The organism is Methylobacterium sp. AC433 (genome assembly GCF_979253015.1).
In genome coordinates, this window is record NZ_CEEDBN010000018.1 from 1 (window position 1) to 16,791 (window position 16,791).

A 16,791-nucleotide genomic window follows, 5' to 3' on the forward strand; every position below is an offset into this window, starting at 1 on the left:
GCCGAGCCCGGCGAAGCCTTGTCCTGCGCGACCTTGTCTTGCGAGCCCTTGTCTCGCGAGGTTTCTTGCCGTGACACCGAACCAACCTCACGCCCGGAGGGAAAACATGCGCGCAATGATTTGGCGCCGATGGATTATTTCGTTCGGGAGCGGGGCCGCTCCCTAGTCGACGTCGAGGGGGGCGACGCCCGCCGCCCTGCCGTCGGGACCCAGGGTGATCTTCTGGATGCGTGCCTCGGCCTTCTGAAGCAGGCCCTCGCAATGGCGCTTCAGCGCCTCGCCGCGCTCGTAGATCGCCACCGACTCGTCGAGGGGGACGTCCCCCTTCTCCAGGCGGCGCACGATGTCCTCGAGCTGCTCCAGTGCCTTCTCGAAGGGCAGGTCGAGGCTCGGCTCGTCCGTGCCGGACGTCGACGCAACGGCGGGTCGCGTGACACTCATTCTAAACTACCCCGTGATTTGGACGGTCTAAGCCTCCGGCCCGGAAGCCGACAACCCGATCCGGCCCGCGGATCGTCGTTTCGTCGTCCGGGGCGGCGTTTGCGCCACAGTCTCGGTGCCTCGCTTCGCACGCCTCGGGCCGAACCGACAGCGCCGAACAGGACTGTCCGTCAGTGCCTTAACCGGCGACCCGAATGTCGGATGCGAACGCGAGGCGGAACGGTTCGCCCTCGAAGGCCTCGGCGCCGCGCCCGATCGCCGTGATCGCCGCGACCATGCGACCGTCCCGCTCCAGCAGGCGGTCGGCGATGGCCACGAACAGGGCGTTGGGCGTCGCGGATGGGGCCGCCAGGCGCAGGGACCGGGCGATCTCGGCCTCGTTGCGCTCCGGCGCCAGGGCGCAAGCGGCGATGTAGGCGGCCGCCGTCGAGCGGCTGATGCCGGCGTAGCAGTGGATCAACAGGGGGCGCGCCTGGTCCCAGTCCCTGGCAAAGTCGAGGATCTGCGCCACGTGGACCTCGCCCGGCGTGACGTGCCCGTCTATCGGCGCGACGATGTCGCTGACCTCGACCACGCAGTGGCGCCCCTCCGCGATGCCCTCGGGCCGGGCGATGGCGGTACCGACCTTCATCAGGGTCATCAGGTGGGTCGCGCCCGAGGCGTCCAGGGTCTCGGGCAAGCGCGACAGGGGGCAGACCTGGAGATGCGGCATCAGGCGGGATCCGGTTGCGCGAGGGCCTGGAAGCGGGCGAGGAAGCGCGCCTGCGCCACGCCGGTGGGCCAGGGCGCCAGCAGCCCCTCGGCCTCGGGGCCGAGGGGCACGCGGACCCCGAAGATCGCATCGGCCTCGGCCTCGGAGAACCCGGCCAGGCGCGTCGCCTCGTGAGCGGCGGCGATGCCGTCGGCCAGCTTGACCAGGGCGGACAGTTCCGGGCCCGGCTCGGCAAGGCCGAAGCGCTGGCGGATGGCGGTGAGCAGCCGGCGCTCCACCGCCTTGTAGGAATCGCCGATGGCCGCCTTGAAGGGGGAGATGATGTCGCCGATGACGTATTCGGGGGCATCGTGCAGCAGCAGTTCGAGGCAGTCGGCGCCGGCCAGATCCGACGCCTGCGCACGGCCGATGGCCTCCACCAGCAGGGCATGCTGGGCCACGGAGAAGACGTGCGGCCCAGCCGTCTGCCCGTTCCAGCGGGCGACGCGGGCGAGTCCGTGGGCGATGTCGGCGATCTCGACGTCGCGCGGGGCCGGGTCGAGGAGGTCGAGGCGCCGTCCCGACAGCATTCGCTGCCAAGCACGGCCGCGGTCGCCGCTCATGCCGCGCTCCCGATCGTCCGATCCCCGAGGGCGGCGCAGGGGGCATGCCGGTGGCAGCCGACGAGGTGATCGTTGACGAGGCCCACCGCCTGCATGAATGCATGGACGATGGTCGGCCCGCAGAACGTGAAACCCTCCGCCTTCAAGGCCTTGGACAGTTTTCGCGAGATTTCGGTTTCGGTGGCGATGCCCTGGCGATCCCGCGCCGTGCCCTGGACCGGCGCGCCGTCGACGAAGTCCCAGAGGAAGGCCGAGAAGCCCGGCCCACGCGCCTCGATGGCGAGGTAGGCCCGGGCGCCCGCGATGGTGCCGACGATCTTGGCCCGGTTTCGGATGATGCCGGTATCCTGCATCAGGCGGGCCACGTCCGCTTCCGTGAAGCGCGCGATCACCTCCGGGTCGAAGTCCGCGAAGGCGCGCCGAAACCCCTCGCGGCGGCGCAGGATCGTGATCCAGGACAGGCCGGCCTGGAAACCGTCGAGGATCAGCTTCTCGTAGAGGGCGCGGCCGTCGCGCTCGGGCACGCCCCACTCGGTGTCGTGGTAGGCGACGTAGACGGGGTCGAGCCCGGCCCACCAGCAGCGGGCGCAGCCGTCGGGATGGTGGATCAGGCCGGAGGGATCGGTGGGCATCGGCGAGGGTTTAGCCGGGGACGGCCCGCGCGTCGATCTCGTGGCGCCCTCAACCGGCCGGGGCCGTACCGGGGAAGGCGAAGGTGGCGAAGGCCGGCTTCTCGACGCCGACCGGAACCGCGCCCGCCCGCAGGGGCTCGCCGGACGCCAGGGCGTCGGCGAGGCGGTCCAGGCGCAGGAGGCCGAGGGCGCGCCGGCCCGCGACGCTGCCGACGGTGCCGAGCGCGCGCTGCCCGGCGGTGATCTCGGCGCCGCCCTGCAGGACTTGGTCCGGAGCCAGGGCCTGGTCCGAGACCGCCACCAGCGGGACGATCCGCGTCCGGGCCGTGCCGCGATGCTGCATGCGCGAGACCACCTCCTGGCCGACATAGCAGCCCTTGCGGAAATCGACGCCGCCGAGTTGATCCATCAGCGCTTCGTGCGGAAAGGCGTCGGACCAGGGGAAGTCGCGCCCGCCCTCGGGGATGCCGAGGGCGATGCGGTGGGCGTGGTAGTCGGCCTCCGTCGCGTCCGCCGAGAAGGCGCCGAGCCGGAAGATCAGGCGCTCGCCCAGCGTCCCGAGACGGCCGTCGCGCAGGCGGCTCACCGCCGCGGCGGTCTCCGCGCCGTCCCAGGCGGCCGCGACGCCGAGGGTCGGGTCGAGGGCGATCGTCACCTTGGCGCGCAGGCGGTAGAGCCCGAGACGCTTGGCGAGGCCGGGCGCCTGCTCGGCAGCGGCATCGAGCTGGAAGCCGTCGGCCGTGCGCGCGACGAGGAAGTCGAACAGGATCTTGCCCTGGGGCGTGAGCAGGGCACCGAGGCGGGCCTCGCCGGGTTCCAGGGTCTCGACGTTGCAGGTCACCACGCCCTGCAGGAAGCTCGTCGCATCCTCGCCCGAGACGGTGACGACGGCGCGGTCCGGCAGCAGGGCGATCGGCATGACGACTCCTTCACGAGCGGCGGCGGCATTGCGCGCCGTCCGGGGCTGACATAAGCCGCCCGCGACCCCGTCTCAATGCGCGTCCGACCCGCGGACGGCCCCAGGAGATCCGGAATGGACCAGCCCTTCGACCTCCTCCTCACCGGCGGCACCGTGGTGAACCAGGACGGTGCGACCCGAGCCGATCTCGGCATCCGTGCCGGACGCATCGCGGCGATCGGCGATCTGGCGCAGGCGCAAGCCGCCGAGCGGCGCGACTGCACCGGCCTGCACCTGCTGCCCGGAATCATCGACAGCCAGGTGCATTTCCGCGAGCCGGGGCTCGACCACAAGGAGGACCTCGAATCCGGCTCGCGCGCGGCCGTCATGGGCGGCGTCACCACGGTGTTCGAGATGCCGAACACCAATCCGCTCACCACCAGCGCCGAGGCGCTCGCCGACAAGGTCGCCCGGGCGCACCACCGGATGCATTGCGACTTCGCGTTCTGGGTCGGCGGCACCCACGAGAACGCCCACTTGGTTCCCGAGCTCGAGCGCCTGCCCGGGGCGGCCGGCATCAAGGTGTTCGTCGGCTCCTCCACCGGCTCGCTGCTGGTCGAGGACGATGCCGGCGTCACCGAGATCCTGAAGCGCACCCGCCGGCGCGCCGCCTTCCATGCCGAGGACGAGCCGATGCTGCGGGCGCAGAAGGACCGGCGCGTGCCGGGCGACCCGTCCTCGCATCCGGTCTGGCGCTCGCCCGAGGCGGCCCTGAAGGCGACGCAGCGCCTCGTGCGCATCGCCCGGGCCACCGGCGCGCGCATCCACATCCTGCACATCTCGACGAAGGAGGAGATGGCCTATCTCGCCGGTGCCAAGGACGTGGCAACCTGCGAGGTGACCCCCCACCACCTCACCCTGGACGGCGACGAGGCCTATGCCCGCCTCGGCACCCTGGTGCAGATGAACCCGCCGGTGCGCGGCGCCGACCACCGCGACGGCATCTGGCACGGGCTCTCGCAGGGCGTCGCCGACATCCTCGGCTCCGACCACGCGCCGCACCTGCTTGAGGAGAAGGCCAAGCCCTACCCGGATTCGCCCTCGGGCATGACGGGGGTACAGACCCTGGTGCCGGTCATGCTCGACCATGTCGCCGCCGGCCGGCTGTCGCTGGCCCGCTTCGTCGACCTCACCAGCGCCGGCCCGAAGCGGCTGTTCGGCATCGCCAGGAAGGGCCGGCTCGCGGTGGGCTACGACGCCGACGTGACGGTGGTGGACCTCAAGCGCCGGGAGACCATCCGCAACGCCTGGATCGCCTCGAAATGCGGCTGGACGCCCTATGACGGCGTCACCGTGACGGGCTGGCCGGTGGGCACCCTGGTGCGCGGCAACAGCGTGATGTGGGAGGGGACCCTGACTGCGCCGTCCCGCGGCGAGGCGGTGCTGTTCGAGGAGGCCCTGCCGCCGGCCTGATCGCCGTCGCGCAGCAAAAAGGGCAGGCGCCCGGCGCCTGCCCCGTGGTCGTCACACCGTCGCGCCGGAGCGGGCGACGGGCGGTGTCGTCAATGCTGCGGGCTGGTGGTGAAGGCGCCGCCGCGGATGCGGTCCGGGAAGCCCTCGGCGTAGCGGGCGGTGGCTTCCTCGCCATAGGTCGTGACGAGTTCCTGGAAGGCCGCGAACAGGGCGGCCTGGGCCATGCAGTCGCCGTCGAGACCGTCGAGACAGCCCTCGGCGAAGGCTTCCGAGACGTAGCCCAGAGCGACGCGCTTGTCGTCGAGATCCGCCTCGAAGGGCGAGGAAACCGTATCCATGTGCATGGGCCACATCATCGTTTGCGCCGGTGAACGACCCGGCGAGTAACCACGAGGATAGGGCGATCGGTCAGGTTCGCAAAGCCAGGAATTGCGAAGCGGTTAACGCGGGCGCTCAAATTCTTCGTTTTCGCGCGCCGCGCGCACCCTGTGGCCGCACGGCATCATTACCCGCCGAACCGGCTCGCCAGGGCGTGCGACAGGCGTTCGCCCTCGGCCACGTAGCGGGCCGCCGCCTCGTTCGCGGCGGGGGTACAGACCCGGTAGGTCAGGCTGTAGCCGCGATAGCCGCGATTGTAGGCGCCGGCGAGACGGTCGCGCCGGCCCGGGGTCACGCCCTCGGCCTCCATCAGAGCCTTCATCCGGGCCGGCCATTCGGGGGCATCCGGGGCGGCGCAGAGGTCGCGCAGGAAGGCGAGGGAGCCGATGACCTCCGAGAGACGGAGCAGATCCCGGTCGTAGGGCGCGGGCGGCGGCTCGGGCGGGGGCGGCGGCTCCTTCTCCTTCTCGGCCGGCTTCGGGGCGGCCCGGGACGAGCCGCCGCGGGATTGCTGCGCGAAGCCGTCATCCGGCACGGCCATCAGCACGGCGAGGCCGGCCACGACCGCGAGTCCCGCATCACGAACCCTCACGCCGCCGGCTCCCCGTGCCGGGCCGCACGGGCGAAGGCCTCGCGGACGGTTCCGGCGAGGCCGGGCGTGGTCGCCAGGGTCTCGAGCTCGGCCAGCGTGGCCCAGCGGACGCCCAAAGCCTCCGGACCGGCCTCCGGCTCGCCCCCGTGCCAGAGGGCGGCGTGAGGATGGACCACGTAGTGATGCCGCACGCGTCCCTCGGGATCGCGGAGGATGATCTCGGTGGGGCTGAGAACGCCCACCACCTCGGCCGACAGCCCGACCTCCTCCTGCAATTCGCGCAAGGCCGCCTGGGCCAGGGGCTCGCCCGCCTCGACGAGGCCGCCGGGAAGGGTCCAGACACCGCGCATCGGCTCGTTGGCGCGGGCGGCCAGGAGCACGCGGTCGTCGCGCAGGACCGCGATCGAGGTGCCGACGAAGGGCCGCGTCGGGAACAGGCGCGACTCGGCCGCCTCCGGTTCGGTTCCGCTCACGGCGTCACCACGGCGATGCGACCGTCGGCGAGGCCGACGAGCAGGCGGGTGGCCGCGCCCCGGCCGAGGCTGGCGAGGCCGAAGGCGGCGAGGCCAGGCAGGGGCGCACGCCATCGCTCGCGGATGCCCTCCTTGAGGGAGAGGATCGCCAGGGCACTCCGGTCCGCGATCGGCAAGGCGAGCTCGGGTGCGCCCTCGCGCTCCGGCTCGACCAGGGCCGCGAGATCGGCCTCGCCCTCGCCGGGGGAGACGTTGGTGTAGCCCGGCGCTTCCTGGGCCAGGCGCAGGGTGCCGGCCTCCAGGGTCCAGAGTTGCAGCTGGCCGGCGCCGTCGGGGGCCGCCACCGCCGCGACCTGCGGCCGGCCGGTACCGGAGAAATCCGCGATCGCGGCCGGCTTCAGGGGCTGGCCGCCCGGACCCGTGGGCTGCTCGGGACCGCGCGCCAGCAGCGTCCAGCCCGTGCCGGGCGGTGTTCCCGCGCCGGGCTCGGCCTTGGCGAACAGGGCGAGGGCGGCGCCGCCGGCGGGCGCGATCGTGACGGCGAGGACGATGGGCCTGCCGTCCAGCCGGCCGATCCGGGGCCGGCGCAGGGCGAAGGCCGTATCGGGCGCGGCGGAGAGGGTGGTGGTGGCCACCGGCACGGGCTTCGGATCGCCCCCCATCGCCACGGGCTGGCGCTCGCGGAGGACGAGGCTTCCGGCCTGCTCGGGGCCGCCGGCCAGGGCCGGCACCGGGTTCGCCAGGTGCACGCTCAAGGGACCGGCGACGGCGCGGCGGGAGCCGGGCAGGGCGCCGCGCGGGGTCTCGGCGGCCGCCAGTCCCTCCACCGCCTCGGCGCCGAGCAGGGTGGTCGCCACCTGTCCGTCGACCAGGCTGAGGGCCGCGCCGCCGGAATCACCCCAGACCACGGCGATCGGCGCCTCCGGCTCGACCACGGCGGGATTGGCGTTGCGGGCCCGCGCCAGGGGAAGCAGGCCGGAGGTCGCCACCGCGGTGGCGACCTCGCTACCCGGCCCCCGCAGGGCGCGGGCGCGGAAAGGCAGGTCGAGGATCGTCACAGAGGGCTCCGCCCAGGCGGGGGTCGCGGCGATCAGGAGCCCGATGAGAAGCGCGCGGCGCGTCCCCCGTTCAGACATGCTGTCCGCCGTTGATGTGCAACTCGGCGCCGTTCACGTAGGACGAGGCCTCGGTGCACAGGAAGTAGATCGCCTTGGCGACTTCGTCGGGGGTGCCGAGCCGGCGCTGCGGGATGCCGGCGACGATCTTGTCGGTGCCCGGCGACAGGATCGCGGTATCGATTTCGCCCGGCGAGATCGCGTTCACGCGGACGCCGAGGGGCCCGAAATCGCTCGCCATCTCCCGGGTCAGGCCGGCCAGGGCCGCCTTGGAGGTGCCGTAGGCGGCGCCCGCGAAGGGATGGACGCGCGAGCCCGCGATCGACGTGACGTTGACGATGGAGCCCTTGGCCCGGGTCAGCTCCTCGCAGAGGCCGCGCGCCAGGAGGAGGGGTGCGAACAGGTTGACCTGGAACACCCGCTGCCAGTCCCCGAACTCGGTGGCGATGGCGCCCAGGCGCTCGCCCTGCGGCCCCTTCGGCGAGATGCCGGCATTGTTGACGAGCGCGTGCAGGAGACCGCCCTCGGCGGCGAGGCGCCCGGCCACCTCCTCGATGCCCCGCACCGTATCCTTGGGGTCGGACAGATCGACCTGGAGGTGATCCTCCGGACCCATCTCCCAGGGACAGTTCTCCGGGAAGGGATGGCGCGAGCAGGTGATCACCCGCCAGCCGGCGGCCGAGAACCGTTTGACGGTGGCGTGGCCGATCCCACGGCTCGCCCCCGTGAGCAGCATGACGCGCCGGCGTTCGTTGGATGAGGCCAAGACCGTTCCTTCAGGATCGGGAGGCGTCCGGCCGGCGAGACCGCCGTGCCGCCGAGAAGCCCCCACGCCACGCTCAGGTCTAAGGGGCGCGGGTGCTAAAATCCAGGGTCATCCCGCGACGCACCAAGGTGCCGGCGCGCCGACGGCGGAGGGCCGTCGATCCGCCTCAGGGATGGAGGGCCGTCGATCCGCCTCAGGGATAGAGACGCGCCCCGCGCCAAGCCCCGCCGCCGGAGGTCCCGCCGCCGGAAGCCTCGCCGTCGCGGGTGAAGCGAACGCGATCGTGCAGGCGGAACGGGCCGTTCTGCCAGAACTCGATCGAGACCGGCGCGATGCGAAAGCCCGTCCAGTTCTCCGGGCGCGGCACCGGGCCCTCCCCGTAGCGCTCGGCCAGGGCCTCGACCTCGCGCTCGAGGGTCGCCCGGTCGGCCAGCGGGCGCGACTGGCGGCTCGCATGGGCGCCGAGGCGGCTGTTGCGGGCGCGGCTGGCGAAGTAGGCATCCGCCTCCTCGGCCGTGACCTGGGTCACCGGGCCGCGGGCGCGGACCTGACGGCCCAGGCTCTTCCAATGCAGGACCAGGGCGGCCTGGGGATTCTCGCGCAGCTCGTCGCCCTTGGCGGAGTCGAGGTTGGTGTAGAACACGAATCCGCGCGCATCGACGCCCTTCAGCAGCACGATGCGCACGTCCGGCAGCCCGTCAGCGCCGGCCGTGGCCAGCGCCATCGCGTTGGCATCGTTGGGTTCCGAGGCCTCGGCCTCGGCCATCCAGGCCGCGAACAGCGCCCAGGGATCGGTGGCACGGGTGAAGTCGTCGCCGGACCCCGTGGCGTCCCCGGTCGCGCTGCGGGAAGCGGGATCATCGATCCTTAACCGTTCCAAGGCGTAATCCTGTGGTGAGATCCGGGTCGGGGGCACCGACGTGGGACACGAACGTTTTCGGCCCAACACGTCGTTTGAGATCAGGTGTAATGCGTCGGCGCGACTGTAAAGCCCAGGCCGTCCCAGAAATTCGTGTCCGCCGCCGGTCGAGGACCGTGCCGCAGCGCGCCACGCGGGCCATCGGCCTCAGCGTGCTGCTCGGCCTCGGCGGCTGCGGGCTGCCGATCATCACCTTCCAGGCGGAGGAGACGGCCGCGTCCGGCGCCGTGGCGGAGGCGGCCAAGCGCGGCGACAAGGCGAGCGCGGCACTGCCGGACGAGCCGACGAGCACGGGCAGCATCGACAGGCGCCCGCTCGGATTCGGCAACGACCTCGGCGCCGAGGACTGGCGCCGCGCCAACGCGGCCCTGGCCATCGCCCTCGATCCGCAGGGCAACGGCCGCCCGGTGAAGTGGGACAACCCGGAGACGACCCTGCGCGGCTCGGTGAACCCGACCGGCCTGCCCTACGTCGCCAACGACCTCGTCTGCCGCGATTTCCTCGCCTCGGTGATCTCTCCCGCCGGCAGCCGCTTCGTGCGCGGCACGGGCTGCAAGCCGTCCGGCGGGGACTGGACCCTGACCAAGGTGCGGGCTGCCAAGGCATCCTCCTGAGGGCTCTCGCAGGTCCGGCCGGATCACAGTTCGAACAGAAGCGTTGACGCCGCGCCAATCGCAGCGAATTCTCGCGCGAGACCGTTGCAGAGAAGCAACAGGCCGTCCACATGACAGACGAATCCGAAGGAACCGGGCCCGTGCCCGGTCCCAGGCGGCACCGAGAATCCTGAAGACCGATGCGAAATCCCTACGATGTGCTGGGCGTCTCCAAGGGCGCCAGCGAAGCCGACATCAAGAAGGCCTACCGCAAGCTCGCGAAGGCCTACCATCCCGACCGCAACCAGGACGACGCCAAGGCCAAGGACCGCTTCGCGGAGGCCAACAGCGCGTACGAGATCCTGGGTGATGCGGGCAAGCGCGCGCAGTTCGACCGCGGCGAGATCGACGCGGACGGCAAGCCGCGCGCCACGGGCTTCGAGGGCTTCGGAGGGTTCGGAGGCGGTCGCGGCGGCGGGGGCGGCGGCTTCGATTTCGAGAGCGCCGCGCGCGGACGCGGCCCCACCGGAGGGGGCGGCATCGGCGAAGACATCTTCTCCCACCTGTTCGGCGACGCCTTCCGGGCGGCCGGCGCAGGGCCGGGTGGCCCGCAGCGCGGCCCCGTCAAGGGCGAGGACGTGGCGGCCGAACTGAGCGTGACCCTGGAGCAGGTCGCCAGCGAGGAGAAGCTGCGCCTGTCCCTGCCGGGCGGCCGCGACGTGGACGTGGTGGTGCCCAAGGGCGTGGTCGACGGCCAGACCATCCGCCTGCGAGGCCTCGGCAATTCCGGCGGCCTGCGGGGTGCGCCCGGCGATGCGCTGCTGACCATCCGCATCCTGCCCCATGCCCGCTTCACCGTGGACGGCGCGGACCTGCGCGGCAGCGTCGAGGTGGCCCTGGAGGACGCGATCCTCGGCGGTCCGATCCGGGTGCCGACCCTCACCGGCGCGGTGGAGATGAAGATCCCGCCGATGACCGGCTCGGGCCGCACCTTCCGCCTCCGGGGCAAGGGCCTGCCGAAGAAGGACGGAACGCGGGGCGACCTCCTCGCCGTGACGGCCGTGACCCTGCCCAGCGGCGAGGACCCGGCGCTCACCCAGTTCGCCCAGGCCCGGCGCGCGGCCAAGGCCGGCTGACGGGGCCGCGCGATCGGGCGCCTTCGCCGGAGGCGCGACGGCACTTCGGCGCTGTCAGGCCTCGGACTTCCGTCCCAGGCGCGCCTCCGCTAAGGATGCCCGGCGCGAACACGCCGATCCGTCGCCCGACGGACCCGTCGGCACGCGCCACGGCTCTGGCTCAGGTGACACATGGCGGACACGCACCCGGTTCACGATCACGTCGGCGGTCTCCTCGCCGGCAAGCGCGGCCTGGTGCTCGGTGTCGCCAACAATCGCTCGATCGCCTGGGGCATCGCCAAGAGTGCGGCCGCCCACGGCGCCAAGCTCGCCTTCACCTATCAGGGCGACGCCCTGAAGAAGCGCGTCGAGCCCCTGGCGCGGGAACTCGACGCCCACGTGGTCGGGCATTGCGACGTCACCGATCCGGCCTCGATCGACGCGGTCTTCGCCGCCGCCGCCGAGGTGTTTCCCGAGGGCATCGACTTCGTCGTCCACTGCATCGCGTTCTCGGACAAGGACGAGCTGACGGGCCGCTACGTCGAGACCTCCGAGGCGAACTTCACCAAGTCGCTCCTGATCTCCTGCTACTCGTTCACGGCCATCGCCCAGCGCGCCGAGAAGCTGATGCCGAACGGCGGGTCGCTCCTCACGCTGACCTATTACGGCGCCGAGAAGTGGATGCCGCACTACAACGTCATGGGCGTGGCCAAGGCCGCGCTCGAGGCCTCCGTACGCTACCTCGCCGCCGATCTCGGCCCCTCGAAGATCCGCGTCAACGCGATCTCGGCCGGCCCGATCAAGACGCTGGCCGCCTCCGGTATCGGCGACTTCCGCTACATCCTGAAGTGGAACGAGTACAACGCGCCGCTCCGCCGCACCGTGACCATCGAGGAGGTCGGCGAGACCGCGACCTACCTCGTCTCGGACATGAGCAAGGGCATGACCGGCGAGATCCTCCATGTCGATGCAGGCTACCACGTCGTCGGCATGAAGAACCCGGAAGCCCCGGATCTCAGCCTCGACAAGGACTGAGGGCGGGCGTCGCCCTTTCTCAATCGTCCTCCGCGAACTCGCCGAAGTGCTTCAGGCCCTCGATCCAGGTCGCGCCCTCGCGCTTGATCACCCGGTGGGGCCGGGCGCCGCCCTCGGCCAGGATGGCGTCGGCCAGTCGCTCGGAATGGGTCACCAGCCAGACCTGCGTGCGCTCGGACGCCTTGACGATCATGCGGGCGAGGGGGACCAGCAGGTCGGGATGCAGGCTGGTCTCGGGCTCGTTGAGGGCGATGAAGGGCGGCAGCCTGTAGGCGAGCAGGGCGCCGGCCAGGGCCAGGAACCGTAGCGTCCCGTCGGAGAGCTCGGCCGCCTCGAAAACCCGCTTCGGATAATCGGGAAACACCATTCCGAACCGCGCCTCGCGCCCCGGCACCGGCAGGTCGAGACGGGCCCCCGGAAAGGCGTCGTCCACGGCGACCGCGAGGTCGACCGTGTCGCCGCGAATATGCTCGAGGGTGGCGAACACGGCAGCGAGGTTCGATCCATCGGAGGCGAGAACCGGTGCCGTGACCGCGAGGCAGGGGCGGCGCAGCGCCGAGGCGCCGTCGGTCCGGAAATCGTGGTGGAAGCGCCAGGCCGCCAGGGCGCTGCGCACCTGATGCAGTTCCGGATAGGCACCGGCATCCTGGATGGTGCCAAGGACGGTCTCGGACGGCAGGAGATCGCTCCCGAGGCTGCGCTTGCGCCCCTCCGCGTCGCGCACGAAGCCTGCCGGACCGTCGCGCTCCAGCATGGTGGCCGGCCGCCGGGCCGAGATCAGGCGAAGGCGCTCGGTCTTCAGGTCGGGCTCCAGGGGAAAGCCCGGCGCCACCTTGACCGGCTTGAACCCGACCTCGACGGCATAATCGTAGGCCAGGCCGCTGGCGTCGTCGGCGAGTTCGACGCTCCAGCGGATCCGGGCCGGTTCGTGGCGCTTGCGCTCCCCGGCCCAGCTCACGGAATCCATTCCGCCCTCGGCGGCGAGATCCCGGATCAGGGTGTCCGCGGCGGCCGATTGCAGGCATTCCAACGCCCGGTAGAGGTTGGTCTTGCCGACGCCGTTGGCGCCGATGAAGACCGAGAGGGCGCCCACCGGGAAGCGGATCGATCGCAACGACCGATACCCCGATACGGCGACGTCACGGACAGCCAGCATGCGCGCGCTCCCACCGGTCGCGCGGGACGCGCGAGGCTCGAAAACAACCCTTGGTTTCATTTTTGCGTAGGGTCAATCCGGGACGGTCATGCCGGCGATCCCCGCCCGGGCCTGCGGGAAGCGCGGGTCCATCGCCTCCAGGGTGTCGGCGATGGTGCGGGCGATCAGGAGGTTGCGATACCACTTCCGGTTGGCCGGAACCACGTGCCAGGGCGCCTGCGGCGTGGAGCACGCGGTCAGGGCATCCGCGAAGGCCGCCTGGTAGGCGTCCCAGGACCGGCGCTCCACGAGGTCGGCGGGATCGAACTTCCAGTGCTTGTCCGGGTTCGCGATCCGGGCCTCCAGGCGCTCCCTCTGCTCGTCCTTGGAGATGTGGAGGAAGAACTTGAGCACGGTGGTGCCGGCGGCGGCGAGCATCCGCTCGAAGTCGTTGATCTGAGCGTAGCGGGCGCGCCAGACCGGCTCCGGCACGAGGTCCTTCACCCGCACCACGAGGACGTCCTCGTAATGGCTCCGGTTGAACACGGTGATCATGCCGCGCGCCGGCGCCTTGGCGTGGTAGCGCCACAGGAAGTCGTGGTCGCTCTCCTCCGCGCTCGGCACCTTGAACGACCACACCCGGCAGCCCTGCGGGTTCACACCCTCGAACACCGCCCGGATCGTCCCGTCCTTGCCGCCGGTGTCGATGGCCTGGAACACGACGAGCAGGCTGCGCCTGTGCTCGGCATAGAGCCGCTCCTGCAGGGCGGCGATGCGGGCGCGCTCGGTGACGAGCGCCGCCTTGGCCTCGTCCTTGTCGAGGCCGCCATCGGCGTCCGGATCGATCGCGCCGAGGTCGCAGCGGCTACGGGGCTGCACGGTGACGATGCCGGAGGCGGCGGGCGCCGGGCGGGGATCGACGTGATCGAGGGCGGCGCCGACCCGGATCTCGGCCTCGCGGGCCCAGTGCGCGGAGGAGTGGGGCCGGTGCCCGGCCCGGCGCGACTTGCCCTTCTTGTCCCCCTTGCCGTGCGCGGGATCCTTGCGGTGCGAAACGTCACGCTGCGACGCGGAAACCTCGGTTTCTCCCGAACTCTGGCCCCGGCGATGCTTGCCGTGATGCTTCGACATGATGAGACTCGCTTCCTCGGTGGAGGGCGGACTGGGGCGGCCGCCGAGATGCAGGGCCAGGATGTGCAGGGCCAGGATGTGAGTGCGAGAACGATAGCCCGGCTCGGCCGTTCCGGCGAGCGGCGGTCATGAGGCCGTGAACCCGATCTACTTCATCCGCCATGGCCAGACCGACTGGAACGCAGAGGGGCGCCTCCAGGGGCAGCGGGACATCGACCTGAACGCCGAGGGCCTCCGTCAGGCGGGCGCCGTGGCCGCCCGCCTCGCCGCCGCCACCGGCGGCGCCGACCTCGCCGGCATGGACTTCGTCGCGAGCCCGCTGACCCGGACCCGACGGACGATGGAGACCCTGCGCACGGCCCTCGACCTCGAGCCGGAGGGCTATCGCCTCGATTCCCGCCTGACGGAGATCAGCTTCGGTGCCTGGGAGGGCTCGACCTGGGCCGAGATCCGGCGCTGGGACTCCGCCGGGGCCCTGGCCCGCGACCGCGACCGCTGGGGCTATCGCCCGCCCGGCGGGACCGGCGAGAGCTACGCCATGCTGGTGGAACGGGTCACGCCCGCCATCACCGCGCTGACGCGGCCGGCCGTGATCGTCGCCCATGGCGGCGTCGCCCGGGCGATCCTGGTGATCCGGGGCCATCTCGGCATCCGCGACGCGCCCCGCATCGGGATCCGCCAGGGCAGCGTCCTCGTCCTCGACCGGGCCGGGTGGCGCTGGGCCTGACTCGGCCGTCCTGCGCGTTCAACCCCGGTTCAAGCCTGCCGCCCAAACGTGCTAGACGCGCCGTGATTTCGGCGCGATCCGGGCGCCTACCCGGCCAAAAGGACGGCGCCCGATCGATCGGGCGCCGGCAGCGGAGCAGCGGATGACCAGTCTCGCCGAGACGACCCGGCCCCGGGCGGCAACGCGCGGGCCTCAGGAGACGAGTCCCTCGGCGGAGGCGGCCGGCCCGCGGGCGGTCCTGCGCGGCGAGGTCCGCCCCGACCTCATCCGCGACGAGACCCTGAGCGAGATCTTCCGGGAGAGCGCCCGTTCGCGTCCCGACCATCCGGCCCTCGTGGACGGTGCCCGCACCGGCCCCGACGGCAGCCATCCGGCCGTCACCTATGCGGAGGTCGAGGCCCAAGCGAGCGCGATCGCCCGCGGCCTCGCCCACCGCGGCATCGGCCCCGGCGACGTGGTCGGCCTCTGGATGGCACGGGGACCCGAGTTGCTGATCGCCCAGATCGGCATCACCCTGTCGGGCGCGGCCTGGCTGCCCTTCGACGCCGAGGCCCCGGCCGACCGGGTCGCGGTCTGCCTGGACGATGCCCAGGCCAAGGCGCTCCTCGTCTCGCCCGCCCTGGAACCGCAGGCCCCCGCCGGCACGCCGAGCCTGACGGTGGCCGGACTCGCGGCCGCGACGCCGGCGGAGGCCGCACTCCCGGACCTGCGGGCGGCGGGCCTGACGCCGGAGCACCCGGCCTACCTCATCTACACCTCGGGCTCGACCGGCGTGCCGAAGGGCATCGTCATCAGCCACGCCAACATCTGCCACTTCCTGCGCTCGGGGAACGCGCTCTACGGGATGCGGCCCGACGACGTGGTCTTCCAGGGCGCCTCCGTCGCGTTCGATCTCTCGATGGAGGAGATCTGGGTGCCCTACCTCGTGGGCGCGACGCTGTTCGTGGCCTCGCCGGCCATGATGGGCGACGTGGAGAGCCTGCCGGACATCATCGCCCGGGCCGGCGTCACCGTCCTCGACACGGTGCCGACGCTCCTCGCCATGATCTCGCGGGACCTGCCCACGGTGCGCCTCGTGCTGCTCGGCGGCGAGGCGCTGCCCGAGCCCCTGGTCGCCCGCTGGGCGAGTGGCGCGCGACAGCTCTTCAACACCTACGGGCCGACCGAGGCCACGGTGGTGGCCACCGCCGCCGAGATGCGGCCCGGCGTGCCCGTGACCATCGGCGGCCCGATCCCGAATTACTCCGTCTACGTCGCGGGCGAGACCCTGGAACTCCTCGGGCCGGGCCAGCCCGGCGAACTCCTCATCGGCGGCCCGGGCGTCGCCAGGGGCTACCTGAAGCGCCCCGAGCTGACGGCCGAGAAGTTCATCGCCAACCCCTTCGCCTCGGACGGGACCGACCCGGTCCTGTACCGCTCCGGCGACGCGGTCTCCCTGGATGCGGCCGGCAACATCCTGTTCCACGGCCGCATCGACGACCAGGTCAAGATCCGCGGCTTCCGGGTGGAGCTCGGCGAGATCGAGTCGCGCATCCAGGTCGTGCCCGGCATCAACCAGGCGGCCGTGGTGCTGCGCCAGGACGACGGGGTCGACCGCCTGGTCGCCTTCCTGGTGCCCGAGCGCGGCAGCGAGATCGACAAGGCCGCCCTGCGCCAGACCCTGGCCGGGCAGATGCCGCCCTACATGGTGCCGGGACATTTCGAGGCGGTGGAGGTGCTGCCGCGGCTCACCTCGGGCAAGGTCGACCGCAAGGCCCTGCGCATCGCCACCCTCACGGTGGCCGACACCACGGGCGAGCAAGAGCCGCCGCGCAACGAGACCGAGGCCGCGCTGCTCGCCGCCGCCAACAGGATCTTCGGCAACCAGGCGATCCCCCTCGAGGGCGACTTCTTCGCCGATCTCGGCGGCCACTCGCTGCTGGCCGCCCGCTTCGTCGGCGCGGTCCGCGAAGTACCGGCGCTCGCCGCCATCACCCTGCAGGACGTCTACGGCCAGCGCACCCTGCGGGCCATGGCGGACACCCTCATCGCCCGCACCGGCGGCGTCGGCACCG

At 72.1% G+C, this 16,791-nt stretch carries 18 protein-coding genes and 1 pseudogene; 6 read left to right on the top strand and 13 right to left on the bottom strand.

Going from position 1 to position 16,791, the window contains the following annotated elements:
* Positions 1 to 162: 162 nt before the first annotated feature.
* The 5 genes from AC0IWM_RS20260 to ygfZ form a co-directional block, all read right to left on the bottom strand.
* Entirely contained in the window at positions 163 to 441 is a 279-nt protein-coding gene (locus tag AC0IWM_RS20260; protein WP_056469553.1) for an exodeoxyribonuclease VII small subunit, read from the bottom strand.
* A 178-nt stretch (positions 442 to 619) separates the two neighbouring features.
* Positions 620 to 1,153, bottom strand: a complete 534-nt coding sequence (locus AC0IWM_RS20265) for a tyrosine phosphatase family protein (protein WP_471757940.1) — start codon at positions 1,151 to 1,153, stop codon at positions 620 to 622.
* Positions 1,153 to 1,755: an HD domain-containing protein gene (locus AC0IWM_RS20270; protein ID WP_471757942.1), complete on the bottom strand. Its 603-nt coding sequence runs from the start codon at positions 1,753 to 1,755 to the stop codon at positions 1,153 to 1,155. The genes AC0IWM_RS20265 and AC0IWM_RS20270 overlap by 1 nt, the downstream gene beginning before the upstream one ends.
* On the bottom strand, positions 1,752 to 2,387 hold the full coding sequence (locus tag AC0IWM_RS20275) for a DNA-3-methyladenine glycosylase I (RefSeq protein ID WP_471757944.1): 636 nt from the start codon (positions 2,385 to 2,387) through the stop codon (positions 1,752 to 1,754). Before AC0IWM_RS20275 ends, AC0IWM_RS20270 begins: the two co-directional genes overlap by 4 nt.
* Before the next feature lie 49 nt (positions 2,388 to 2,436).
* Positions 2,437 to 3,306: a CAF17-like 4Fe-4S cluster assembly/insertion protein YgfZ gene (gene ygfZ, locus AC0IWM_RS20280; protein ID WP_471757946.1), complete on the bottom strand. Its 870-nt coding sequence runs from the start codon at positions 3,304 to 3,306 to the stop codon at positions 2,437 to 2,439.
* 114 nt (positions 3,307 to 3,420) lie between these two features.
* Between ygfZ and AC0IWM_RS20285 the strand changes: the two genes are divergently transcribed.
* Complete coding sequence (locus AC0IWM_RS20285; RefSeq protein WP_471757948.1) at positions 3,421 to 4,758, top strand: dihydroorotase; 1,338 nt, start codon at positions 3,421 to 3,423, stop codon at positions 4,756 to 4,758.
* Positions 4,759 to 4,847: 89 nt separating this feature from the next.
* Here the strand turns inward: AC0IWM_RS20285 and AC0IWM_RS20290 are convergent, their stop codons facing one another.
* The 6 genes from AC0IWM_RS20290 to pdxH all read right to left on the bottom strand — a co-directional run bounded on the left by AC0IWM_RS20290 (position 4,848) and on the right by pdxH (position 8,962).
* Complete coding sequence (locus AC0IWM_RS20290; RefSeq protein WP_471757950.1) at positions 4,848 to 5,102, bottom strand: hypothetical protein; 255 nt, start codon at positions 5,100 to 5,102, stop codon at positions 4,848 to 4,850.
* A gap of 161 nt (positions 5,103 to 5,263) precedes the next feature.
* Positions 5,264 to 5,677 carry a TIGR02301 family protein gene (locus tag AC0IWM_RS20295; protein ID WP_471758088.1) on the bottom strand — a complete coding sequence of 138 codons (414 nt, stop codon included), beginning with the start codon at positions 5,675 to 5,677 and terminating at the stop codon, positions 5,264 to 5,266.
* Positions 5,678 to 5,724: 47 nt separating this feature from the next.
* A complete protein-coding gene (locus tag AC0IWM_RS20300) occupies positions 5,725 to 6,201 on the bottom strand; it encodes an NUDIX hydrolase (RefSeq protein WP_471757952.1) in 477 nt (158 codons plus the stop codon).
* Complete coding sequence (locus AC0IWM_RS20305) at positions 6,198 to 7,337, bottom strand: hypothetical protein (protein WP_471757954.1); 1,140 nt, start codon at positions 7,335 to 7,337, stop codon at positions 6,198 to 6,200. Before AC0IWM_RS20305 ends, AC0IWM_RS20300 begins: the two co-directional genes overlap by 4 nt.
* Complete coding sequence (locus AC0IWM_RS20310; protein WP_471758090.1) at positions 7,330 to 8,052, bottom strand: SDR family NAD(P)-dependent oxidoreductase; 723 nt, start codon at positions 8,050 to 8,052, stop codon at positions 7,330 to 7,332. The genes AC0IWM_RS20305 and AC0IWM_RS20310 overlap by 8 nt, the downstream gene beginning before the upstream one ends.
* 223 nt (positions 8,053 to 8,275) lie before the next feature.
* Positions 8,276 to 8,962, bottom strand: a complete 687-nt coding sequence (gene pdxH / locus AC0IWM_RS20315; RefSeq protein WP_471757956.1) for a pyridoxamine 5'-phosphate oxidase — start codon at positions 8,960 to 8,962, stop codon at positions 8,276 to 8,278.
* Between the two features lie 89 nt (positions 8,963 to 9,051).
* Here pdxH and AC0IWM_RS20320 point away from each other — a divergent pair, with 89 nt between their 5' ends.
* The 3 genes from AC0IWM_RS20320 (at position 9,052) to fabI (ending at position 11,744) form a co-directional block, all read left to right on the top strand.
* Positions 9,052 to 9,615 (top strand): RT0821/Lpp0805 family surface protein, encoded by a 564-nt coding sequence (locus AC0IWM_RS20320; protein ID WP_471757958.1) that lies wholly within the window; start codon positions 9,052 to 9,054, stop codon positions 9,613 to 9,615.
* Positions 9,616 to 9,794: 179 nt separating this feature from the next.
* On the top strand, positions 9,795 to 10,730 hold the full coding sequence (locus AC0IWM_RS20325; RefSeq protein WP_471757960.1) for a DnaJ C-terminal domain-containing protein: 936 nt from the start codon (positions 9,795 to 9,797) through the stop codon (positions 10,728 to 10,730).
* A 171-nt stretch (positions 10,731 to 10,901) separates the two neighbouring features.
* A complete protein-coding gene (gene fabI, locus AC0IWM_RS20330; protein WP_056469522.1) occupies positions 10,902 to 11,744 on the top strand; it encodes an enoyl-ACP reductase FabI in 843 nt (280 codons plus the stop codon).
* Positions 11,745 to 11,763: 19 nt separating this feature from the next.
* Here the strand turns inward: fabI and AC0IWM_RS20335 are convergent, their stop codons facing one another.
* Positions 11,764 to 12,900: an AAA family ATPase gene (locus AC0IWM_RS20335; protein WP_471757962.1), complete on the bottom strand. Its 1,137-nt coding sequence runs from the start codon at positions 12,898 to 12,900 to the stop codon at positions 11,764 to 11,766.
* 72 nt (positions 12,901 to 12,972) lie between these two features.
* On the bottom strand, positions 12,973 to 14,010 hold the full coding sequence (locus AC0IWM_RS20340; protein WP_471757964.1) for a polyphosphate kinase 2 family protein: 1,038 nt from the start codon (positions 14,008 to 14,010) through the stop codon (positions 12,973 to 12,975).
* A 136-nt stretch (positions 14,011 to 14,146) separates the two neighbouring features.
* Here AC0IWM_RS20340 and AC0IWM_RS20345 point away from each other — a divergent pair, with 136 nt between their 5' ends.
* Positions 14,147 to 14,737, top strand: a complete 591-nt coding sequence (locus AC0IWM_RS20345; RefSeq protein WP_471757966.1) for a histidine phosphatase family protein — start codon at positions 14,147 to 14,149, stop codon at positions 14,735 to 14,737.
* Positions 14,738 to 14,879: 142 nt separating this feature from the next.
* Positions 14,880 to 16,751 (top strand): annotated as a pseudogene (locus tag AC0IWM_RS20350) (non-ribosomal peptide synthetase); the annotation flags it as partial.
* Between the last annotated feature and the right edge of the window lie 40 nt (positions 16,752 to 16,791).